The sequence below is a fragment of the Burkholderia sp. 4M9327F10 genome (assembly GCF_005503145.1).
GTDB lineage: Bacteria > Pseudomonadota > Gammaproteobacteria > Burkholderiales > Burkholderiaceae > Paraburkholderia.
In genome coordinates this window covers 21,427-44,157 of sequence record NZ_SCNV01000006.1, presented here as the reverse complement: position 1 = coordinate 44,157, position 22,731 = coordinate 21,427, and the positions used below count along the sequence as shown (strand labels likewise).

The 22,731-nt window shown below is 64.8% G+C and carries 20 protein-coding genes and 1 riboswitch; of the genes, 10 read left to right on the top strand and 10 right to left on the bottom strand.

Features of this window, described 5'->3' with window-relative positions; genetic code table 11:
* Window positions 1-48: 48 nt before the first annotated feature.
* Window positions 49-882 (bottom strand): class II glutamine amidotransferase, encoded by an 834-nt coding sequence (locus FFS45_RS08525; RefSeq protein WP_137954189.1) that lies wholly within the window; start codon window positions 880-882, stop codon window positions 49-51.
* A gap of 103 nt (window positions 883-985) precedes the next feature.
* Window positions 986-1,654 (bottom strand): MarC family protein, encoded by a 669-nt coding sequence (locus FFS45_RS08520; protein WP_137954188.1) that lies wholly within the window; start codon window positions 1,652-1,654, stop codon window positions 986-988.
* A gap of 274 nt (window positions 1,655-1,928) precedes the next feature.
* Here FFS45_RS08520 and FFS45_RS08515 point away from each other — a divergent pair, with 274 nt between their 5' ends.
* Window positions 1,929-2,144: a DUF3311 domain-containing protein gene (locus tag FFS45_RS08515; protein ID WP_137954187.1), complete on the top strand. Its 216-nt coding sequence runs from the start codon at window positions 1,929-1,931 to the stop codon at window positions 2,142-2,144.
* Window positions 2,141-3,622 (top strand): sodium:solute symporter, encoded by a 1,482-nt coding sequence (locus tag FFS45_RS08510; RefSeq protein ID WP_137954186.1) that lies wholly within the window; start codon window positions 2,141-2,143, stop codon window positions 3,620-3,622. Before FFS45_RS08515 ends, FFS45_RS08510 begins: the two co-directional genes overlap by 4 nt.
* Before the next feature lie 66 nt (window positions 3,623-3,688).
* On the opposite strand, the gene cobM is transcribed toward FFS45_RS08510, so the two are convergent.
* The 3 genes from cobM to cbiE all read right to left on the bottom strand — a co-directional run bounded on the left by cobM (window position 3,689) and on the right by cbiE (window position 6,621).
* Window positions 3,689-4,417, bottom strand: a complete 729-nt coding sequence (cobM, locus tag FFS45_RS08505) for a precorrin-4 C(11)-methyltransferase (protein WP_137954185.1) — start codon at window positions 4,415-4,417, stop codon at window positions 3,689-3,691.
* 64 nt (window positions 4,418-4,481) lie between these two features.
* Entirely contained in the window at window positions 4,482-5,207 is a 726-nt protein-coding gene (locus tag FFS45_RS08500) for a cobalt-precorrin-6A reductase (RefSeq protein WP_137954349.1), read from the bottom strand.
* 175 nt (window positions 5,208-5,382) lie between these two features.
* Window positions 5,383-6,621, bottom strand: coding sequence for a precorrin-6y C5,15-methyltransferase (decarboxylating) subunit CbiE (gene cbiE / locus FFS45_RS08490; protein WP_137954348.1), 1,239 nt, complete (start codon window positions 6,619-6,621; stop codon window positions 5,383-5,385).
* A gap of 173 nt (window positions 6,622-6,794) precedes the next feature.
* Here cbiE and cobG point away from each other — a divergent pair, with 173 nt between their 5' ends.
* From cobG to cobJ, 4 genes are read left to right on the top strand one after another with little or no spacing between them, the layout of a single operon-like run.
* The gene (cobG, locus tag FFS45_RS08485) at window positions 6,795-8,315 is read left to right on the top strand and encodes a precorrin-3B synthase (protein WP_249362726.1); all 1,521 of its coding nucleotides are present in this window, start codon (window positions 6,795-6,797) and stop codon (window positions 8,313-8,315) included.
* Window positions 8,308-8,934, top strand: coding sequence for a precorrin-8X methylmutase (locus FFS45_RS08480; protein ID WP_137954184.1), 627 nt, complete (start codon window positions 8,308-8,310; stop codon window positions 8,932-8,934). Before cobG ends, FFS45_RS08480 begins: the two co-directional genes overlap by 8 nt.
* Window positions 8,935-9,666 carry a precorrin-2 C(20)-methyltransferase gene (locus tag FFS45_RS08475; RefSeq protein WP_137954183.1) on the top strand — a complete coding sequence of 244 codons (732 nt, stop codon included), beginning with the start codon at window positions 8,935-8,937 and terminating at the stop codon, window positions 9,664-9,666.
* Window positions 9,663-11,396, top strand: coding sequence for a precorrin-3B C(17)-methyltransferase (cobJ, locus tag FFS45_RS08470; protein ID WP_171029615.1), 1,734 nt, complete (start codon window positions 9,663-9,665; stop codon window positions 11,394-11,396). Before FFS45_RS08475 ends, cobJ begins: the two co-directional genes overlap by 4 nt.
* A gap of 58 nt (window positions 11,397-11,454) precedes the next feature.
* Here cobJ and FFS45_RS08465 read toward each other — a convergent pair whose 3' ends face one another.
* Window positions 11,455-12,705 (bottom strand): MFS transporter, encoded by a 1,251-nt coding sequence (locus FFS45_RS08465; RefSeq protein ID WP_137954346.1) that lies wholly within the window; start codon window positions 12,703-12,705, stop codon window positions 11,455-11,457.
* A gap of 100 nt (window positions 12,706-12,805) precedes the next feature.
* Here FFS45_RS08465 and FFS45_RS08460 point away from each other — a divergent pair, with 100 nt between their 5' ends.
* Window positions 12,806-13,690: a LysR substrate-binding domain-containing protein gene (locus FFS45_RS08460; RefSeq protein WP_137954181.1), complete on the top strand. Its 885-nt coding sequence runs from the start codon at window positions 12,806-12,808 to the stop codon at window positions 13,688-13,690.
* Window positions 13,691-13,965: 275 nt separating this feature from the next.
* Window positions 13,966-14,910, top strand: coding sequence for a flagellar brake domain-containing protein (locus tag FFS45_RS08455; protein ID WP_137954180.1), 945 nt, complete (start codon window positions 13,966-13,968; stop codon window positions 14,908-14,910).
* 33 nt (window positions 14,911-14,943) lie between these two features.
* Here FFS45_RS08455 and FFS45_RS08450 read toward each other — a convergent pair whose 3' ends face one another.
* From FFS45_RS08450 to cobW, 4 genes are read right to left on the bottom strand one after another with little or no spacing between them, the layout of a single operon-like run.
* The gene (locus FFS45_RS08450; protein ID WP_249362736.1) at window positions 14,944-15,579 is read right to left on the bottom strand and encodes a VWA domain-containing protein; all 636 of its coding nucleotides are present in this window, start codon (window positions 15,577-15,579) and stop codon (window positions 14,944-14,946) included.
* Between the two features lie 26 nt (window positions 15,580-15,605).
* A complete protein-coding gene (locus tag FFS45_RS08445; RefSeq protein WP_137954178.1) occupies window positions 15,606-16,700 on the bottom strand; it encodes an ATP-binding protein in 1,095 nt (364 codons plus the stop codon).
* Complete coding sequence (gene cobN / locus FFS45_RS08440; RefSeq protein ID WP_137954177.1) at window positions 16,697-20,500, bottom strand: cobaltochelatase subunit CobN; 3,804 nt, start codon at window positions 20,498-20,500, stop codon at window positions 16,697-16,699. Before cobN ends, FFS45_RS08445 begins: the two co-directional genes overlap by 4 nt.
* 6 nt (window positions 20,501-20,506) lie before the next feature.
* On the bottom strand, window positions 20,507-21,550 hold the full coding sequence (gene cobW / locus FFS45_RS08435) for a cobalamin biosynthesis protein CobW (RefSeq protein ID WP_249362725.1): 1,044 nt from the start codon (window positions 21,548-21,550) through the stop codon (window positions 20,507-20,509).
* 231 nt (window positions 21,551-21,781) lie between these two features.
* Window positions 21,782-22,050: riboswitch (cobalamin riboswitch) on the bottom strand.
* A gap of 100 nt (window positions 22,051-22,150) precedes the next feature.
* Here cobW and FFS45_RS08430 point away from each other — a divergent pair.
* Complete coding sequence (locus FFS45_RS08430; protein ID WP_137954175.1) at window positions 22,151-22,435, top strand: type II toxin-antitoxin system RelE/ParE family toxin; 285 nt, start codon at window positions 22,151-22,153, stop codon at window positions 22,433-22,435.
* A gap of 10 nt (window positions 22,436-22,445) precedes the next feature.
* Window positions 22,446-22,730, top strand: a complete 285-nt coding sequence (locus FFS45_RS08425) for a HigA family addiction module antitoxin (RefSeq protein WP_137954174.1) — start codon at window positions 22,446-22,448, stop codon at window positions 22,728-22,730.
* Window position 22,731: the final 1 nt, after the last annotated feature.

Here is a 22,731-nt window from a genome sequence, read left to right as displayed (position 1 = left end):
TTCAGCGGAGTTGAGCCGGGCTCGCCAATCGGGCGCGCCGCCGTGCCTTCAGGCCAGATGCGGCTCGAACGCGTACTGTTCGATTTCGCCGTGGCGCGCGACCACCACGGTGCTCTCCGGAATCTCCTCCCACCAGCCGGGCAGATCGACCAGCGGCTCGGACAAGACCAGGAAAGCATCGACGCCCGCCGCGACGATTCGCGGGTCGTGCGGATACAGCTCGTGCAGGTGGTGAAACGAGGTGCTATGAAACAGCGAGCGCGACTGGTGCTCGCTGGAGTAACGCACGGCGATGATCTGCTCGCCGTCCGTCGCGCAGACGGTCATGTTCAGCGGCTGTTCGACGCCGTTCTTGCGGCCGGTGGCTTCGACAAAGGCGACCATCCGTTCCAGCGCCGTCACCGGCGTGTGCTCGAGACCGAAGGTCAGCGCGAGGAAAAACAGCACCTCCGAATCGGTCGAGCCTTCGATTGACGGGAACAGTTCCGGCTTGATCGCCAGCATCAGCTCGCGCCGCACCGACGGGTATTTGCGCACGAGGCCGTTATGGACGAACAGCCAGCGCCCGTAGCGAAACGGGTGGCAGTTGGTTTCCTGAGCCGGGGTATCGGTGGCTGCGCGGATGTGGGCGACGAACAGCGGCGAGTGGATCGCCCGGGCCGCTTCGCGCAGGTTCCGGTCGCTCCAGGCCGGCTGCATGCAGCGGTAGCGGAACGGAATGTCCGTGGGACGGCCGTACCAGCCGATGCCGAAACCGTCGCCATTGGTGGTGGTTTGGCCGTAGCGCGAGTGCAGGCTCTGATCGATCAGCGAGTGTTTGGCGCGAAACAGCACCGTTTCGAGTTGAACGGGGTTTCCGGTGTAGGCAAGCCAGCGGCACATGAGGGACCTCCTCAGGTAGTACTTTTATCAGCAGCCGCAGCAGCGACGCCTACTGCAGCATGAACCTCGGGCGAATCCAAAGCATAAGCCTTTCCTGACGCAGCTATTTAAGCTGCAACTGCGCAATAGGAATCAGGAACTCGGAAAACCCGGTCAATATGATCTGCACGCCAATGCACAGCAGCAGAAAGGACGACACCCGCATGGCCACCTTGGTGCCCTCGACGCCAAGATAGCGGGCAAAAATGACAGCGCGGCTATAGGTGATATAGACCACGATGGCCACAATGATCGAGATCGCGACTGACGCAATGCTCGACAGCACGAACTCCGAGAGCTTGTGGGTCCGGTTGGCATTGAGCGCGATGGCCGTGGCAACCGAGCCGGGGCCGGTGGTCAACGGGACGGTAAGCGGGAAAAACGCTCTCGAGGTAGCGTTCTCCGCATCGACGCGTTTAACGGCAGATTCGGCGGGCGGCGTGTCCGGCGCGTTGAGCATGTTCCAGCCGCTCACCGCCACGGCAAGGCCACCGCCAATGCGCAGCGCCTCCATGGAGATGCCGAAGAAGTGCAGCACCGGAGTGCCGAGGAAAAACGCCACGAGCAGCACGCACAGTACATTGATGGCGACCTTGCGGGCGAGCACGGTGCGTTCTTCAGTGGTCAGCGACGCAGTCCGGTCAAGGAAAACGAAGGCAATACCGAATGGATTGATGATGCTGATCAATCCGGTAAATCCAAACAGAATGTCCGAGATCAGACTTTCCACCATGTTTGCGATCCGTGTCGAACGACGGCTGATGGTTCCCGGCGGGAGCCCGATGCCGCATCATAGCGTGACGCGGCATTCGTCCGACACTATCCACGAAGCGAAGCGCTGACGCAATGCAACATCGAAGAAGCGCGCCTGGGTCAAACCCCTGGCTGGCTTTCAAGCCACCTACATTTTTTTTGACGGCCTTTACGGAACAGACCTATCAGGCATAAAGTCGGGACGGAAGACAGGCTTCACCAGACGCACCCACCCGTTCGAGGAGTCGCCCCCCATGTACTTTCGTTTCCTCGCCGTGCTGCCGTTCATCGGCATTCTGCTCGGCGTGCCGTTTGTCAATCGTGTCGAGCCGCTGGTATTGGGCATGCCGTTCGTGCTTGCCTGGATCGTCCTGTGGGTGATCCTCATCTCGCTCATCATGGCTCTCATCTACCGGCTCGATCCGAGTAACCGTCAAGCGCCCGCCGATACCGAGGAGGCCCGCTCATGAGCAGCGCCCTGCTTATCATCGCCGCGGTGACGGTCGTCGCACTGCTGCTTGGCTTGCGCGCACGGCGCGGCCACGACATGAGCCTCGAGCAATGGACCGTCGGCGGGCGCAGCTTCGGCACCGCCTTTGTGTTCCTGCTGATGGCGGGCGAAATCTACACCACGTTTACCTTTCTCGGCGGCAGTGGTTTCGCTTACGGCAAGGGTGCGCCGGTTTATTACATCCTCGCGTATGGTTCGCTCGCCTACATCCTCTCGTACTGGATGCTGCCGCCCATCTGGCGCTATGCGAAAAGCCAGCGGCTGGTGTCGCAGCCGCACTTCTTTTCACGCAAGTACGATAGCCCGGCGCTTGGCGTGCTGGTCGCGCTGGTCGGCGTGGCCGCGCTGATTCCGTATCTGGTGCTGCAACTGAAGGGGCTTGGCATCATCGTCGCAACCGCATCGTATGGCGCGATCCCGTCAACGTCGGCAATCTGGATCGGCGCCGCGGTGGTCACCTGCTATGTGATCGTGTCAGGCGTGCGCGGTTCGGCCTGGAACTCGGTCGTCAAGGACACGCTGATTCTGGCGGTGGTGCTGTTTCTCGGCATCTATCTGCCGATCCACTACTACGGTGGACTCGGCGACATGTTCCATACGATCGAAGCGGCCAAACCGGGCTTTCTCACCTTCCCCGCCAAGGGCTCGAGCGTGACCTGGTTCCAGTCGACCGTGCTGCTCACCGCGCTGGGCTTTTTCATGTGGCCGCATACGTTCGGCTCGGTATTCACCGCGAAGGACGAGCGGATTTTCCGCCGCAACGCGATGGTTTTGCCGCTCTACCAGTTGATCCTGCTGTTCGTGTTCTTCGTCGGTTTCGCGGCCGTGCTGAAAGTGCCCGGCCTGAAAGGCGGCGATATCGACCTGTCGCTGTTCAGGTTGTCACTGCAGACCTTCGATCCGTGGTTCGTCGGCGTAATCGGCGGTGCGGGCGTGCTGACCGCACTGGTGCCGGGCTCGATGATCCTCAACACGGCCTCGACGCTGCTGGCCAACGACGTGTACCGCGGCCTGCTCAAGCGCGATGCCAGCGATGCGAGCGTGACCCGCCTGGCCCGCATGCTGGTGCCTGTCGTGGCGCTGGTAGCGGTGGCCTTCACGCTGCACGGCGGCGAGACCATCGTCGCGCTGCTGCTGATGGGCTATAACTTCGTCACGCAGCTATTCCCGGCCATGATATGCAGTCTCGCGCCACATAACCGGGCGACCAAACAGGGGGCGTTCTGCGGCATTCTGGCCGGCGTGGCGGTCGTGGCGGCGACCACGCTGATGCATCTCAGCATGGGCCAGTTGTTCCCGTTCCTGCCGGATGCCGCCAAGGACGTGAACATCGGCTTCGTTGCGCTGGCATTGAATATCGTCGTGTTCGTGGTGGTCAGCGCAGTCACGCAACCGCGCACGAGCGGCGAGTCGCACGCGCAGACGCACGTGCATTGAGTGTATGACAGTCCACGCTTGCGCTTGAGTGTTCGCAAGCGTGGAACGCCTCGCGCAAGGTGTCGCTCAGGCGCCCTTCGCGTACAGCGTCGAATCTGCGAATCCCTCCGCTGCCAGCACCCGCCCCACCAGAATCAGGGCGGTGCGCTCGATCTGCGTGCCCTGCACCTTGCCGACAATATCGGCCAGCGTCCCCGTGACCTTTTCCTCATCCGGCCAGCTCGCCCGGTAGATCACCGCAATCGGACACGCGTCGCCGTAGTGCGGGCGCAGTTCCTCGACGATGCGTGCCAGATGCCGCACCCCCAGATGAATCGCCATGGTCGCGCGATGCCGCGCCAGCTCGCCTAGCTGCTCGCCTTCCGGCATGGACGTCTTGCTGGCAAAGCGCGTGAGGATCAGCGTCTGTGAAACGTCGGGCAGCGTCAGCTCGCAACCGAGCGTCGCCGCGCATGCCGCCGTCGCGGTGACACCGGGGACAATTTCATAGGGAATCCTCAATTCACGCAAACGGCGAATCTGCTCGCCAATAGCACCGTACAGGGACGGGTCGCCCGAATGCACGCGCGCCACGTCGTGTCCGTGGTCATGCGCGTCCTTGAGCAAGGCGACGATCTGGTCGAGATCGAGCTCGGCGGTATTCACGACCTGCCCGGCGGCATGGCCTTCCAGCACCGCCGCAGGCACCAGCGAGCCGGCGTACAGGATCACCGGGCAACTGCGCACGAGGCGCTGCCCCTTCACCGTGATGAGTTCGGGGTCGCCTGGCCCCGCGCCGATAAAAAACACTGTCATGCAAACTCCGTGATTCGATGGTCCGATGCCCGCAGTGGCGCCTCGCGCAGCATCCATTGTGCGGTCAGGACGGCAAGCTTCGCAGCGCGTCGAGCAGATCCGCCGGGCGGGTAAATTCACGCTCGACGGCGGGTAAATCCGGACGCCGCAGCATGATCACCGGCAGGCCGCGCTCGCGGGCGACTTCGAGCTTCGCTTCGGTCGCCGTGCCGCCGCTGTTCTTGCTGATCAGCACGTCGGTCCGGCTCGCGGTGAAAAGCTCGCGCTCGCCGTCCAGCGTGAAGGGTCCGCGTGCGCCGAGGATGCGTGCCCGGGGGGTGTCTGGGTGAGCGTCGAGGCAACGGATCGTCCAGTACTGTCCCGCGGGAATTTCGTCGAGATGCGCGAGCGGTTCGCGGCCGAGCGTGAACAGCGGCCGCGCGAATGATTTCATCGCATCCATCAGGCCGGCCCAGTTACCGGCCATGCGCCAGTCGTCACCGGGCTGCGGCTGCCAGGCGGGACGGCGCAGCGCCCAGCACGGCACGTTCGCGGCACGGCTTGCGGTCCAGGCGTTGGCGCTGATCTGCGCGGCGTAGGGATGTGTGGCGTCGACCAGCAGGCCGATGCCTTCGTCATGGAGATAACGGGCAAGGCCTTGCGCGCCGCCAAAACCGCCCACGCGTACCGTGCACGACAGGCCGGAGGCGACTTTGCCCACTCCGGCGAGGCTATAGATATGTTCGGGGCCGAGCGCACGCGCGATTTGCAAAGCGTCGCCGGTGCCGCCGAGGAGGAGGATGCGGGTCATCATTCTTAAAAGCCGCCAGCACTACCAAACGGTCTTGACGTGAGCGTAGGCGCGAATTTTTTCGTCCTTCGTCACCAGAGGCACGGCGAATTTGCACGCGTTCGACCAGCGTCATCATCATAGCAAACATGGCCGATCCAGCCACGCAATCTTGCGCTGAGCCGTTCGATGAGTCCTATCCGCCGGATACCGCCGCCGTATCTGATTCGCTATCCGGCTTCCCAACCTCCAGCAGAGTAATCGGCAACGCCTGCCGCCACGTATCGAAGCCCCCCAGCGGTTGCGCCTCGGCGAGTGCAATTCGCGTCAGTGTGCCGCCGTGCTGCTCGCGCCACGCCATCAGCACGGCCTCGCCCTGCAGCGTGACAGCATTCGCGATCAGGCGGCCGCCCGGCCGCAATTGAGCCCAGCACGCATCGAGCACACCCGGCACCGTGACGCCGCCACCGATAAAAACCGCATCGGGCATTGCCAGCCCCTGCAACGCCTCAGGCGCCCTGCCCGCGACCAGTTGCAAACCCGGCACGCCGAGCGCGTCGCGATTGTGTTCGATAAACCGCTGCCGCTCGGGATGCGCCTCGATCGCGATGGCCCGGCAGGATGGATGCGTGCGCATCCATTCGATGCCGATCGAACCGCTGCCCGCGCCCACATCCCACAGCAGTTCACCGGGCGCCGGTGCGAGACGGGCGAGCGTGATGGCGCGGACATCGCGCTTGGTCAACTGTCCGTCGTGGCGAAACGCGTCGTCGGGTAAGCCTGGGGTGAGCGGCAAACGCGGTGCGCCGTCGGCCGCGCAGCATTCGAGTGCGACCAGGTTCAACGCCGCAACCGCTGCGCCGGACCACGCGTCGGCGCGGCCATCGAGGCGGCGTTCGCGCTCGCCGCCGAGGTGCTCGAGCACGCTCATGCGGGTGGCCCCGAAACCGCGCGAGGTCAGCAGCGCCGCCAGCGCGGCCGGTGTGCTCCCGTCGGCGCTCAGGATGAAAATCCGCGCACCCGCGTGCAGATGCGCGTTCACTGTAGCGAGCGAACGGCCCACCGCTGACACCACCGCAACCTCCTGCAACGGCCAGCCAAGACGTGCCGCCGCCAGCGAGAGCGACGACGGCGCGGGCAATACACGCAGTTCGCCTGCGGGCACCTGACGTGCGAGCGTCGCACCCACTCCGAACAGCATCGGATCGCCGCTGGCCAGCACGCACACCGGGGTGTCGCGCCTCGCCAGCACGGCGGCGACGTCGAACGGGCGCGGCCACGCTTCGCGCCGCGCGGCGAGACGCGCGGGCAGCATGGCCAGATGCCGCTCGCCGCCGAATATCACCGCCGCGTCGAGCAGCGCGCGGCGTGCCGGACGCCCCAGACCGGCAAAACCGTCATCGCCGATGCCTACCACGGTCAGCCATGCCGGCATGAACCCTTCCTCATACTTGATCGTCAATTAAGCCGCTGCGGCTCGCCAAACAAGGCCGCAGCGTCGTTGTGCCGTTCGAAAAAAGGCATAATACCGTGTCTGTCGCCAGTGCCCTTCGGGGCCGAAGAGGGAACACGGCTCGGGCCGTCGCGCGACGCTAACCCGGTGCTCTCTTGAATCACGCCTCATCGTCCTCCGTTACCTCTGTTGCCGCCCGGCCCTCGGCTTGCCCGGGCTTGCTGCGCATCGTCGCGGCTCGCGACGGCGGGCTCTGCCGCATCAAGCTGCCCGGCGGTGTGTTGCAGGCGAGTGAGGCGCGTGCGATTGCGGATGCCGCGCAGCGGCACGCGGCGGGCGTGATCGAGCTGACCAATCGGGCCAATCTGCAACTGCGCGGCGTGCGTGCCGGACATGAGGCAGCGTTGATCGAGGCGCTGATCGGCGCAGGGTTAGGGCCGCAGGCAGGTTTGGCACAGGCGTGGAGCGGCGCAGCCGGGTCTGCGGCATGTTCCGCTGCGTGCGCTGCATTAGAGCCGCCCGCCGTGCTCGCCGTTTCCGCTGCCGACGACGTGCGCAATCTGATGATCAGCCCGAGCGCCGGCCGCGACCCTCATGCCCTGATCGACACTACGCCGCTCTGCGCACAGATTCTCACGCTATTGCAAAGCGAGCCGCGTTTCGCCGCGCTTTCGCCGAAGTTTGCGCTGTTGCTGGACGGCGGCGAACGGCTGGCGATGCTCGAACATCCTCACGATGTCTGGCTCGCGGCGATGGATCATGCAGACGGTGTGCGCTTTGTGTTCGGGCTGGCCGGGTGTCCGCCGCTGTCGTCCGAGTCCGAATCCGGGGCCGGGGCCGCGAACCGTTGTAACGCGACCGCTACGCCAGCGCTCGGAGCGGTGATGCCCTCACAAATCCCCGCGCTGGTGAAAGCGCTATTGGACACATTCCTCGATCTGGCCGAACCCGATCAGACGCGAATGCGCCAGCTGCTCGCCGCACACTCCCTTGATACGGTGTTGCAGCGCGTTCAGACGTACCTCGACTTCCCGCTCTCGCGCGCACCGGCGCTATCTGCCTGGCGGCGCGGGGCTGCCGACGCGTCGCTGCGCTTCGGCATCCAGCCGCAGCACAAGGCCGGGGCCGGGGCCGGGATGTATCAGGTGGGCGGCCAACCGCCGCTCGGCCGTCTGGATGGAGCCACCCTCAGCGCCCTCGCCGCGCTGGCGGACGACCTGGGCAGCGCCACACTGCGCATCACCCCGTGGCAAAGCGTGCTGCTCCCCGACGTCGCCGCCGCCGCCGCGTCGTCCGTGCTCGCGCGCCTTACCGCGCTCGGCCTGGCATGCGAGGCCAGTCACCCCATGGCCAGGTTGATCGCCTGCGCCGGTTCCAGCGGTTGCGCGAAAAGCCACGCGGACACCAAGGCCGACGCGTTACACCTCGCCGCCCATTTGCCCGCTGACATCGCGCAGGTCCACCTGAGCGGCTGCCCGCGCTCCTGCGCCGCCGCGCACTGCGCGCCGTACACACTGCTGGCGGTGGAACCCGGCCGCTACGACCTCTATCGACGCGCCGACGCACCTGGTTTCGGCCATTGCGTCGCGCACCATCTGACGATCGAACAGGCCGCCGATGCACTCGCGCCGCCGGCACGCAACCCTCGCAGTTCCCGGAGTTCCATTGATGCTTGATTACATCCGCGACGGTCAGGAGATCTATCGCCAGTCCTTCGCGACGATCCGCGCGGAGGCCGACCTGTCGCACATCCCCGCCGACCTGGAAAAGCTTGCCGTGCGTGTGATTCACGCCTGCGGCATGGTCGACGTGATCGACGATTTGCGTTTTTCACCCGGAGCAGGCACGGCGGGCCGCGCGGCGCTCGCCAACGGCGCGCCGATCCTGTGCGACGCGCGGATGGTGTCCGAAGGCATCACACGAGCGCGTTTGCCAGCGGACAACAAGGTGATCTGCACGCTGGGCGATGCGTCGGTGCCCGCTCTGGCGCATGAGCTCGGCAATACCCGCTCGGCGGCGGCGCTGGAACTGTGGCGCCCGCATCTCGCCGGCAGCGTGGTGGTGATCGGCAATGCGCCTACCGCCCTCTTCTATCTGCTCGACATGCTGGACGATGGCGCACCGCGTCCCGCGCTGATTCTCGGCTTTCCGGTGGGTTTTGTCGGTGCGGCGGAATCGAAAGCCCTGCTCGCTGCGAACAGCCGCGGCGTGCCCTACGTGGTCGTGCAGGGACGCCGCGGCGGCAGCGCGATGGCCGCCGCGGCAGTGAACGCACTTGCTTCGGAGGCCGAATAAATGACCGCAGAAGGACGCCTGTTCGGAATCGGTGTCGGCCCCGGTGACCCTGAGCTGATTACGCTGAAGGCGCTGCGTTTGCTGAAAGCAGCGCCCGTGGTGGCGTATTTTGTCGCCAAGGGCAAGAAGGGTAACGCGTTCGGCATTATCGAGGCGCATCTGAGCGAGACACAGCAACACTTGCCGCTGGTCTATCCGGTCACCACCGAAGCGCTGGAGCCACCGCTTTGCTACGAAGCGATCATCGCCGATTTCTACGACACCGCCGCGCAAGTCGTCGCTGCGCATCTGGATGCGGGACGCGACGTCGCCGTGATCTGCGAAGGCGATCCGTTTTTCTACGGCTCCTATATGTACCTGCACGACCGGCTCGCGGAGCGTTTCGAAGCGCAAGTCGTGCCCGGCGTGTGTTCGATGCTCGGCGGCGCGGCGGTGCTCGGCTCGCCGCTGGTGTATCGCAACCAGAGTCTTTCGGTGCTCTCGGGTGTATTGCCGGAAGACGAATTGCGCCGGCGCCTGGCCGACGCGGATGCCGCGGTCGTGATGAAGCTCGGACGCAATTTCGACAAGGTGCGGCGCGTGCTGGGCGAACTCGGACTCGCGCAGCGCGCGCTGTACGTCGAGCGTGCGACGATGGCGAACCAGCGTATCGTGCCGCTCGCCGAGGTCGATCCAATGGCTTCGCCGTACTTCTCCCTGCTCGTCGTGCCGGGGCAAAAATGGCAAGGATGACACCGCCCGCCATCGTGATTCTGGGCACGGGCGCACTCGCCACCGCCAGATGCATCCAGGCGCGCTATCCCGGCGCTCAGGTGCATGGTTTGCGCGGACGCGTCGAAGCCGACATTGACTACACCGAACTCGCTGCGCATTTGTGCAATCTGTATGCACAAGGCACGCCGATCGTCGCGCTGTGCGCGGCAGGTATTGTGATTCGCTGCGTGGCGCCGCTGCTTGCCGACAAGGGCGTCGAACCGCCCGTGCTAGCCGTTGCCGAAGATGGCAGCGCCGTGGTGCCGTTGCTCGGCGGACTCGCCGGCGTGAATGTCATGGCACGTGAAATAGCCGCTGCGCTCGCGGTCGCGCCGGCGATCACCACAAGCGGCGAATTGCGCTTCGGCGCCTGCGTGCTCAATCCGCCTGAAGGCTATGCGCTGGCAAGTCTCACGCAAGGCAAGCGCTTTGTCTCGGACATGCTCGCGGGCGAAAGTACGCGGATCGAAGGCGACGCGCCGTGGCTCGACGACGTGCAGTTGCCGCGTGCGAGTACGGCGCGGCTGGCGATTCGCGTGACGCCCAAGGCCTGGGACGGCGGCATGGATGAACTGGTGATTCATCCACGGAGTGTGGTTGCTGCGGTAAGCGGCGCCGGCGAGCGTATCGCGGAAGACGTCCAGACAGCACTGCGGGCGCATGAACTGGCGCCGCTTTCGCTCGCGGCGTTGCTTGCGCCTTCGGAGCAGATGGGCGACGCAGCGCTTGCCGAAGCCGCCCATCTGCTGGGCGTGCCGTTGCGGTTTGCCGATGCTGCCCGTGATGAAATACCGGAGGCGGCAAATCGGTCGCAAGCCGATAAGCGGGCTGCACAACGCTTGCTGGAAGCTGCTCTGCGCGTGCCCTATGCGACGCTGCAAGACGACGCCAACGTGGGCGTTGCATTGGCATTGAGCCGCGTACCCGTCGACCCGGACACGGTCGGGCAGGCGCGCGGCAGTCTCACCGTCATCGGTCTCGGCCCCGGCAGCGCGGAGTTGATGGTGCCCGCGGCACGCTCGGCGCTCAGCGAAGCCACGGATATCCTCGGCTACGAAACTTACGTGAAAATGGCCGGACCATTGCGCGCCGATCAGCACGTGCACTGCACCGACAACCGCGAAGAAATGCAGCGCGCCCGTCATGCCTTCGAACTGGCGAGTACGGGACGCGCGGTCGTGGTGGTGTCATCCGGCGATCCGGGGGTGTTTGCGATGGCCGCCGCGGTGCTCGAAGCGCTCGACACCTCCGGCGATCCCCGTTGGGGCGCGGTCGCTCTCGAGATCGTGCCGGGCGTCTCGGCCGCCATGGCCACGGCCGCGCAAGCCGGTGCACCGCTCGGACACGACTTCTGCATGCTGTCGCTGTCCGATAACCTCAAGCCGTGGTCGATTATCGAAACGCGTCTGCGCCACGCCGCACAAGCCGATCTGGTGATGGCGTTCTATAACCCCATCTCACGGGCACGGCCGTGGCAGCTCGACAAGGCGCTCGATATCGTGCGCGAGTATCGCGCTGCTGAGACGAAGGTGGTGCTCGGGCGGGATATCGGCAGGCCCGGCTCGTCGCTCAGAAGCACCACGCTTGGCGAGTTGCGCTCGGCAGAGGTGGATATGCGCACGATGGTCATCATCGGCTCGTCCACGACGCGCGGCTTCACGCGCGGCGCACAGGGAGAATGGGTTTATACGCCGCGGTGGTATCCCTGAGCCATCGCGGCAGCGTGCGGGAAGGTGCGCCTGACGGCGAACGCAGACGGTGGTGAGATCACCCGGCTTCGGGCATGCGCACCGGTTTCGCCACCCGCCGCCCCGTGGGCCAGAAATACCATACCGCCGCCATAACCTGCAGCACGCCAAGCACAGTCCACGCGCTCATATGCGCCTCGACCGGATAGTGCGCGCCATCGGCCGCGGCTTGCGCCGGATACGCGCTCAAAATCGTCCCCACCCCCGTCTGGCACAAAAAGATCAGCACAAAGATAACCAGTGTGAGCGAGGTATTCACACGCCCCATCAGGTGCGCGGGGAAATGTTCGGCCAGTACCGCATAGCTGAGAATGCCGCTGCCGCCGAAGATCCCGTAAGCAGCCCACAGCCACGCCGCGGGAATCGGCACGTGGGCCATGATGGCGCCCTGGACGCAGATGAACAGCAGCATACCCGCTCCGGAAAACGCGGACAGACTCATCCCGTACTGCTCCAGCCGCCGCGCAACCGCGCCGAATCCCACACAGCCCGCCATCATCGCCAGCGCGACGACCGAGACCAGCGTAGCCGTGGCGTGCTCACTGAGGCCCATGACGTCGCGCATATACGGCGCCATCCAGAGCGACTGCATCGCATAGAAGACCCCTTGGGCCATCCCGGCGAAGGACGCGATTTTCCAGAACACGCGACTGCGCAGCACATGGCCCACGCCGCGCAACTGCTCGACGAGTCCCGCTTGCCGGTGAGTATTCGCTGCATCGGGTGCGCCGAACCAGATCGCAGCCGAGGTCGCCACGGTCACAGCCGTCAGTCCGAAGCAGATCATCCGCCAGTCCGTGAAGCGCAACAGCCAGTTCAGCGGCGAGCCGACCACCACGCCGCCGAACCCGCCCACCGCCATCACGAGTCCGTTGAGCAAAGGCAGGCGGTTGACCGGGAACCATTGCGCCAGCGCCTTGAACGCGCCGCCGAGGCAGACGGAAACCCCAACGCCGATCAGGAGCCGCCCTGCCATCAACGTCGCCAGACCATGCGCCATGCCAAACACGGCGGCCCCGGCGGCCGCGACCAGCAATAACAGCGCGCACACCCGCCGGACCCCGAAGTGATCGAGCAGAACGCCCGCCGGCAACTGCGCACCGGCAAAACCCAGGAAATAAAGACTGGTCAGCAAGCCGAGATCGGCCGCCGACAGGCCAATATCGTGCGCCATAAAAGGTGCGAACTCGATATTGATACCCCGATAGACATACGAAATGAAATATCCGCAAGAGAACAAAACGAATATACGCAACGCTTTCGACATGATGAAAAGCCCGGGCAAGTGAATCCGACGCTCATTGTCCCGAGTTGCGCGACAGATGACCAACGAAACGTTTTTGCCGGAATTGTGAGTAGAATTTGACATCATGTTCAAACAGCTCCCCCCTCTGCAGGCGCTCCGCGCCCTTGAAGCGGCCAGCCGGCACCGCAGCTTTACGCGCGCGGCCGACGAATTGAATCTGACGCACAGCGCGATCAGCCACCATCTGCGCAACCTGGAGGATACGCTCGGCACCCCGCTGTTCCGGCGGGTGGGGGCACGCATGATCCCGACCAGCGCGGCAGCGCGCCTCGCCGAGCGGGTGCGCCTCGGCCTCGCGGAAATCGAGGACGCCTTCACCGAAGCGCAGGCAAGAGAGCAGACCGGGGCGGTGCGCCTCGAAGTCAGCGTCATGTCCGACCTCGCCGGCAACTGGCTGATCCGGCGCCTGACGGGCTTCTCGGCGCTGCACCCGCACATCGATCTGATGCTGCGGGTGCATGCCGAACTGCAGCCTCCCGACCCTTACACGGTAGACCTGGGCATCTGGCACAAACGCGTCGACGAGCCAGGTTTCGTGTCGCACAAACTGGTCGATGACCATGTGATCGCCGTTGTCAGCCCGGAGCTGGTGGCGCGGATCCCCAACTTCACGATCGCGGACACCCGTGCCTTGCCCATGCTGCGCTTCGCTCACCGCTCCTGGCGCGACTGGCTCAAGGCGGCCGGCCTGCCGCTGGGGGAACCCTCGTTCGGCCCGATTTTCGACAGTGCCGATTCGCTGGTGCAGGCTGCCGTCGCCGGCCAGGGCGCGGTCACCTCGCGGCGCCTGGTGGTGCGCGATGCGATCGAATCGGGCGCGCTGATGCAGATTGGCACGGTCTGCGTGCCGGCCAGTCTGGAGTACTTCGTCAGCTGGCGCGAACACCATCCACGCGAGGCGGAGATTCACACGTTCTTTGCATGGCTGCGCGAGCAGGTTGCGGCCTGAGCGAGGCTTGCGCGTCAAATGCCGCTCACATTGGCCGTGCGCCCCGCTGCTGGCGGCTCGCCGCAGCTTGATTGCGGCTTGATTGCCGCCACGCCAGCCAGCCGCTTCTGGAGACAAACTCTGGATACAGATTCAAGCGCGCGTTATAAAACCCATCATTCGCCATTGCGGCGATATACGCGACGAGATCCAATTAACAATTAATCACTAAACTTTCCGTCAAGCCTGACGTTAATATAACTAATCCGCCACCTGCTTCGCTACTAAAAACGTCAATGAACGAAGATACCGTGGAGTCACCCGTCAAGGGAGTGCCGGCCGCACTGACCTCAGACACCGTACCGGTCGGCACGCCGCTCGACTGGCCTATCGTCGATCGCGACGGAACACTGCTATTCGACACCGGCGCCATTCTGGTGGGCGTCGAGGAACGCAAGTTCCTGTTCGACAATTTCAGCCCGCACCGTGGCGACCTGTGCGACAACGCCGCCGCGTCGGGCGAGGCCGCGCACAGCACGCCGGAAACGGCCGAGCCGCTGACCGTCAAGGACATGCACCTGACTATCGGTGCGCTCCTGGGCTTGCGCCAGCAGATCGGCAGCGCCGCGCCAATGCATCCGTGCCGCATCATCGGCTTCGCGCCGAACGAAGCGCTCTTTACCACGCCGCCGTTGTTCGAAGGCAAGCCCCTGTCGCTCGGCGTGGGAGAAAACGTAGAGATCGTCGCGATCGCCAGCCAGGCGGTGTTCCGCTTCGTCTGCACGGTCGAAGCGGTCTGCCAGTTGCCGTTCGACTACCTCGTCCTGTCTAAACCCGGTGTGATCCGGCGTCTGCGCGAACGCAAATCGATCCGGGTCCGTGCGCACCTGCCCGTGCGCTACGGCATCGGCGAAACCGGCGAAACGTACGAAGGGCTTGGTCTCGCGAAGGGTATCAGTGCGCTCGGGATGTCGCTCACGGCGGCCTGGCCGCTAGGGCAGGTCGGCGACCGGCTGCGCGTCGCGTTTGCGCTCAAGTCCAAAGACCTCGATACGCTGATCGAAACCAATGCCGTCATCCGCAACCTGCAACGGGGTGCGAACGGCGTAGGTGCGACCGGCGAGCCCGCCGTGCATGGTCTCGAGTTCGACCGCCTCGATGCGGCGCAGCAAATGGCCATGAAGGTGTTCGTCTTCGACCGCCAGGACGATGTCCTGTACTGGACCAACGGCACCAAGTAGGGAGTTCGGCTGGGGTCGGCTGGCGCTGCTACGCTAGCCGATCAGCTCTTCCGGCGTAATCCACATGGCGCCCCATGCTTCGGCTAGCTGCTGGCAACGCCCGAGGCGGATCGCACCGCGTTCGAAATCCACGAACACAATCTGGTCGGCTTGCGCGGGACGCACCGGCAGCTCGCCACTGCGCCCATCGGTCAGTACCCAGAGCCAGCGCTGCTGCAAAGGCTTGCGGTGTGCGGCGCGCTCCAGCAGTTGCCCAGCGCGGCGCATGCCGGCGGCCAGCGGTGTGCCGCCTCCACCGCCCAGCGGCCGTAGCCAGCGCTCGTTCCACCAGCGCGGCACCGCCGGTCCAAAACGCAACTCCACACCCGTGCCGCCAAAACCCACCAGCGCCGCCTCGGCACGCGCCGAGCTGGCGCGGTCGAATAGCGCGACGAGCAAGCCTTTGGCGAGCGCGAGCCGCTGCCCCGCCAGCATCGAACCGGAGCAATCGAGCAGGAAGCAATGCAGGACACCGCCCTGTGGTGCCGTGGGTACAAAGCGCAGATGCTCGGCGCGCAGGCGCTGCCGGCGTTTCGCGGCAAAGGTCTGCGGCCACGCAATGCGCGCGCCCTGCCCGTTGCCGCGTGCAGCCCCACCCGCGCCTTTACGCCATCGAAAACCGCCGTGCAGGTCAGCGGCAGCGCCCTTCCGATGGCTCAGCGTTTTTTTGCGTTGAGCGGAATCACGCCTTTGACCGGTGTTGTACCGGTCGGCTGAGGCGGAAGGTAGCCCCATTCGCTGTTGCTGTTGCTGTTGCTGTTGCCGTCCGGTTGGGCTCCAGCAGCGGATTGATCAGGACTCTTGAGCGTGGTGTCTTGCTGGCGCGGCGCCGGTGGTTGCCTGGACGCATCGGTTTGCGGCGCGGTTTCACGCTGATGCCGGCGGTGTTTCAACACCGTTTCGGCAACGCGATCGACATGCTCTGTCGTCACCGCACCCGCCTGTTCGAGCGCCGCCAGCGCACGTGCTGCGCGCAGCATCACCAGATCGGCACGCAAGCCATCGACCGCAGCCGCAATGCATAGTGCGCTGACATGGGCATGCACGGCGTCATCGAAGACGAGGCCCGGCAATGCGCCGCGTGCAGCGTGAATCCGCTGCACCTGCTGCGCCTGCTGCTCCGCATAGGCGGCGCGAAACCCCGGCGGGTCGAGGTCGAACGCGAGCCGCGCCTTGACGATCTGCTGGCGCACAAGCGGATCGAAACAGTTTTCCAGCTCCACCATCAGGCCGAAGCGGTCGATCAGTTGCGGCCGCAACTCACCTTCCTCCGGATTCATTGTGCCGATCAGGACGAAACTCGCTTCATGGCTGTGCGAAATACCGTCGCGCTCGACGATGTTCACGCCGCTGGCGGCCGCATCGAGCAACGCATCGACCAGCGCATCCGGCAACAGATTGACTTCGTCGACATAGAGCACGCCACGATGGGCCTTCGCCAGCAGACCCGGCGAAAACCTCACGGCACCGTCTTGCAGCGCCCCTTCGATATCGAGCGTGCCGATCAGGCGATCTTCGCTGGCGCCAAGCGGCAGGCTCACCAGTTGCCCCTCGGGCAGCAGTTCGGCAAGCGCGCGTGCAGCCGTCGATTTGGCGGTCCCGCGCGGGCCGCTTACGAGCACGCCGCCGAGACCCGGATCGATGGCCGCCAGCAGCAGCGCCTGCCGTAGCGGCGCTTGCCCGACGAGCGCGGTGAACGGAAAGGCGGGGCGCGCCGCGGGCGTGTTGCGAAGCTCGGTCGCTGCGTTCATGGTCGGGTTCCTTCAATGGCCTGCTCGGTTGCCAGCAGATGCTGTTCCACCTGTCTGCGGTAGTCGCCCGGCGCTTGCCATAAGCCGCGCTGCATCGCTTCGAGCAGGCGCTCGCAGATCGAATGCAAGGCGTGCGGATTGTGCTGTTGCAGAAACTCGCGCGTATCCGCATCGTTCAGATAGGCGTCCGTCACCAGCGCATACTGATGGTCGGCAATCACGCGAGCGGTTGCATCGTAGCCGTACAGATAATCGACCGTCGCGGCAATCTCCGCGGCGCCCTTGTAGCCATGACGCTTCACGCCGTCGAGCCACTTCGGATTGACCACACGCGAACGGATCACCCGGGCAATCTCTTCATGCAGCGTGCGCACGCGCGGTGCGTCCGGATTGCTATGGTCGGCGTGGTACACGGCCGGCTGATTGCCCGCCAGATGCCGCACGGCTGCCGCCATGCCGCCCTGGAACTGGTAGTAGTCGTTCGAGTCGAGCAGGTCGTGCTCGCGGTTGTCCTGATTCTGCAGCACGACGTCCATGGCAGCGAGCCGGGCGCCAAAGGCGTGACGCGCTTCCTCACCGGCGCTTTTCTGGGTGTAGGCGTAGCCACCCCATGCCTGATATGCATTTGCCAGATCGGCGTCAGTCTGCCATTGCTGAGTGTCGATAATCTCTTGCAGGCCCGCGCCGTATGCGCCCGGCCGCGCGCTGAAGACGCGCCAGCCGGCGCGCTTGCGGGCCTCGGCCGCATCCATGCCGCGGGCAATCAAGGCATCGCGTTCGCGCAGCACGCGCGCACGGATCGGGTTCAGATTCTCGGGTTCGTCGAGTTCGGCCACCGCTTGCACCGCCGCGTCGAACAGATGCATCACGTTCGCGAACGCGTCACGGAAGAAACCGGACACGCGTAGCGTGACGTCGATACGCGGCCGGTCGAAAGCCTCCATTGGCATGATCTCGAAGTCGGTCACGCGATGGCTGCCGGGCGCCCACTTCGGCCGCACACCGATAAGCGCCATCGCCTGGGCGATATCGTCGCCGCCGGTGCGCATGGTCGCGGTGCCCCACACCGAGAGACCAATCGCCCGCGGATAATCGCCGTGCTCCTGCAGATGCCGCTCGATCAGGTGCTGCGCCGACTTCAGGCCCAGCGCCCAGGCAGCCTGGGTGGGAATGGCGCGCGTGTCGACCGAATAGAAATTGCGGCCGGTAGGCAGCACATCGGGCCGGCCGCGCGAGGGCGAACCGCTGGGCCCGGCCGGCACGAAGCGGCCTTCGAGCCCGCGCCTGAGGTGCCGCATCTCTTCGGCGCCGCATGCGTCGAGTCTCGGCAGCACGTCGTTGCGCAAACGTTCGAGCACGAGTCCGGTTTGCGGCAGCGTCCCCGCGGCGGGCAGGGTCACGCCGGCATCGGGGCCGCCGCACATTGGCGTCAGCAACGCGCTGGCGAGCAATTCGAGCCGTTCACGGGTGTCGCCGTTGTGACGCCACGGCGCATCGCTGACCTGCTGCAGGACCGCGGGCCGCGGACCGTCCCATACCGCTGCCCAGTCCGCCGAGAGCGGGTCGAACAGATGCGCCATCTGCAGATCGCGCGCCAGGGCATCGACAAGACCCGCTTTGCTGCCGCGCCCGTCGCCCACCGGAAAGCGTCCGAGCGCGAGCAGCGTATCGCGCCGCTGCATGCCCTCGGGCGAGCGGCCGAAGGTGTGCAGGCCATCGCGAATCTGCGCTTCCTTGAGCTCGCATAGCCATGCATCGACGCGCGTCAGCAGCGCATCTTCGGCGTCCTGCCCGTTCGGCTCGCTCAGACTCAGCTCTTCATGCAGACGATGTTCGACGATGGTGGCCAGAATCGTGCGCCGCAAGAGCTTCGAGCGGCGCGGGTCGACCATCAATGCTTCGCAGTACTCGTCGACCTGGCGTTCGAGGTCCTGCAACGGGCCATAGCTTTCGGCACGCGTGAGCGGTGGCATCAGATGATCGATGATCACAGCCTGGGCACGACGCTTCGCCTGACTGCCCTCGCCCGGATCGTTGACGATAAACGGATACAGATGCGGCAGCGGCCCCAGAATCAGATCGGGCCAGCACGCGTCGCTCAACGCGACGCTCTTGCCCGGCAGCCATTCGAGGTTGCCGTGCTTGCCGACGTGAACGAGCGCATCGACGCCAAACTGGTGACGCAACCAGAAGTAGAACGCGAGGTACGCATGCGGCGGCACGAGCTCGGCATCGTGATAGCTTGCGTAATCGCCCTGCTCGCGCGAGCGTGACGGCTGAATCCCCACGAACACGTGGCCGCAGCGCCAGCCGGCGATCATGAAGCGGCCGCGCCGCAGTGTCGGGTCTTGCTCGGGCGGCCCCCAGCGTGCGACCAGGGCGTCTCTTGCCTCGGCCGGCAGACGCGCGAAATGCATCAGATAGTCGTCGAGCGCGAAGCTCTGCAATGCGGGGCGCAGATCGCGCACCACCGGGTCGTTGGTCACGCCTTCGGTCAGCTTGCGCAGCAATGCATCGCCGTTCGCGGGCAACTCGGGCAGGCGATAACCTTGTGCCGCGAGCATCTCGAGGATGCCCACCACCGAAGCCGGCGTATCTAGCCCCACTCCGTTGCCGATGCGCCCTTCGCTCATCGGATAGTTCGCGAGGATCAACGCGAGCTTCTTATCCGCGTTATCCAGCGTGCGCAAGCGGCACCAGCGGTGGCTCAGCGCCGCCAGAAATGCAATGCGTTCGTGATCGGGCTGGTAGCGCACCACGTCCACTTCGGTATGCGGGCAGCGATACGCGAGCCCCTTGAAGCTGATCGCCCGCGTGATGATGCGGCCGTCCACCTCGGGTAGCGCGATATGCATGGCAATATCGCGCGAGTTCAATCCCTGGTTATCCTTGACCCAGTCCTCGCGGTTTCCCCCGCTCAGGATCACCTGCAGCACCGGGGCGTCGCCGGCTAGCGCCAGCGGATCGGGATCGTCGATTGCCGTGGCGGCGAACGCGGTCGTGTTCAGCACCAGCGTGACATCATGTTGCGCGCACAACTGCTGCAACACCTCGCGGCTCATGGCGTCCTTGAGCGAGGTCAGCGCAATCGGCAGTGGATTCATGCCTTGCGCTTCGAGCGCCTCGATCAGCGCATCGAATACCGCCGTATTGGCGGCCTGCAGATGCGCCTTATAGAACAGGATCGCGACGACCGGCGCGTCCGCGCGCCAGCGGGCTTGCCAATCATCAATCGTCGGCGTGTGGTGTTCAGGGTGATAAAGCGTGGCCGCCGGCAATACGCGCGGCGCCGCCGGCTCCTGCCCCCAGCCGAGCGCACGGTAGGCGATGCAGCGCAAAAACGCCTCGGCGTTCTGCGCACCGCCCTCGCGCAGATAGCGCCAAAGCTGATGGCACAGCGCCGCATCTGCCGTGCTGCGGGCGAGCAGGTTCGGATCTTCCTGCAAATCGCCGGAGAACATTGCCAGCATCTGCTGCTTGCGTCCGGCAAACGCGACGACCTGCTCGATACCATACGGCCAGTAAGCTTCGCCGCCCAGGTGATCGACCACCACGACACGCGCATGCTGCAAAACGTCGTCGACGTAGAAATCGACCGAAGCCGGTTGCCGCAGATACGTGACGTTCGCGAGCCGCACGCTCGGAAAACCGGGACCGAGGCGTGGCACGACGCTGGCGAGCAAGGACAGCGTCGTATCGGCGGAGCTGAGCACCACGATCTCGGCGGGCTGCTGATCGATACGGATGACACCCTGGGTGTCGTCGACGAAGCCACCCGGCGTGGTGCGCAGCAGATGCATGACTGGTTACTCCTGTTGCGCTTCGGCGTGAAGCGCGGCGTCGAACGCCGCTTGCAAGGCGGCCTGGTCGAGATCTTCGCCGATCAGCACAAAGCGGCTTTGCTGCGCTTCACCGGCTTGCCAGCGGCGGTCGAAATAGCTGTCGAAGCGCCGGCCCACGCCTTGAATGACCAGACGCATCGGCGCACCCGGCAAGACAGCGAAACCCTTCACCCGGTAAATCGTGTTGCTCTCCACAAGGCTCTGCAACGCGGCAATCGCGCCTTCGCGCGACGGCGTCTGCGCCTGCACCACCACCGAATCGAACTCGTCGTGATGGTGATCCGCATCTTCGGCCGAGCCGTGATGATCGTGGCGCAGGTGGATCGTCGCTTCCGAAGCCGCTTCCAGACCGAGCAGCGTGTGCAGGTCCAGTTGCCCCATGTGCGCGCGCACGACCTTCACCTGCGACGGAATCTCTTCGCGGATCAGCGCTTCGACCGCGCCTTGCTGCACCTCGTCGAGCAGATCCGTCTTGTTCAGGATCACGAGATCCGCCGCCGACAACTGGTCTTCGAACAGCTCATGCAGCGGCGATTCGTGATCGAGGTTCGGATCGGCCTTGCGTTGCGCATCCACGGCCACCGGGTTATCGGCAAACTGGCCGCTCGCCGCAGCCGGGCCATCCACCACCGTTACCACCGCATCCACCGTGAAGCTGTTCTTGATGGCCGGCCAGTTGAATGCCTGCACCAGCGGTTTCGGCAACGCAAGGCCGGAGGTTTCGATCAGCACGTGATCGATCTGCTCGCGCCGTTCCACCAGCTTTTCCATTACCGGGAAAAACTCTTCCTGCACCGTACAGCACAGGCAGCCGTTGGCCAGTTCATACAATTGACCTTCGGTCTCGTTGCCGTTTTCGTCACAGCCGATACCGCAGCCCTTGAGGATCTCGCCGTCAATGCCGAGTTCGCCGAACTCGTTGACGATCACCGCAATGCGCTTGCCGCCTGCGTGCTGAAGAATGTGCCGCAATAGCGTGGTTTTACCGCTGCCGAGAAAGCCTGTCACGACCGTGACGGGGATTTTGCATGGTTAGTCCGTCCAAACGTGTTTCACATTGGGCAGGCCGGCGAGACCGCGCAACGGGTGCTCAAAGCGCGAGTGCATCGCCGGCGAGGGCGAGAGGTTTCTGACGAAAACGCGGGGACAGCGCGGGGACCAATAAGGGCGCAGCAACAGCGCCAGAAAAGCATCGTGACGTGGTGAACTGAAGTGGTGGAAACAGGCCGCATCCCCGCGGCGCCAACCGTCTTCTCTGGCCGGTATCCGGGCTGGCGAAAACGCCGCTTCCCCTTCCCAGGCGAGGGGTTTCCCGCCCAGTGGTTGCATGCGTGCGCGACCTTGCGCGCAGACATTGAAGCCGGCTTTGCACCGCTTGCGCGATGCCTTCGCTTACCGTTGCGGGGGCAGCACAGGTTGGTCCGGTCCGTTGCAGGCAGACGCCCTGTTTCCCGTTTAACTGCGCGCGCAGGAACGCGCGCGCGAGCACCAAAGTGCGTGGGAGTGTAGGCCCGGGAGGCCCGCGCGTCAAGGAAGCGGGCGGGGTCAGCCACGGCTGCGCGCTCTATGACGCATTGCGTTATATAACGCGACGCGTTATAATTGGCCATGGCGATCAACAACATCACTGACAAAGAGACCGCGCTAATCTGGTCCGGCGAGCGCTCGAAGCGACTGCCGGCGGAAATTCAGCCAGTGGCGCGCCGCAAATTGCGGATGTTGAACAACGCCCACGCGTTGGCCGATCTGAGAATTCCGCCTGCGAATCGTCTCGAACTGCTCAAAGGCGACCGCGCTGGCCAGCACAGCATCAGGATCAACGACCAGTGGCGCATCTGTTTTCGTTGGCATAACGGCAGTGCCTACGACGTGGAAATCGTCGACTACCACTGAGGAGCAAACCATGGACAAACTTGGAAATATTCACCCGGGCGAAGTCCTCAACGAGGAATTTCTGGTCCCGATGGGCATGAGCCAGAACGCGTTGGCGCGTGCGATGAAGGTGCCGCCGCGGCGAATCAATGAGATCGTGCACGGCGAGCGCGCCGTGTCAGCAGACACGGCGCTGCGGCTCTCGATCGTGCTCGGAACCACGCCGCAGTTCTGGCTTGGCCTGCAGTCCGACTACGATCTTGAGGAAGCGGCCAAGATCGATCTGTCTGATCTTCACCCGCTGAGCGCTGCCTAGA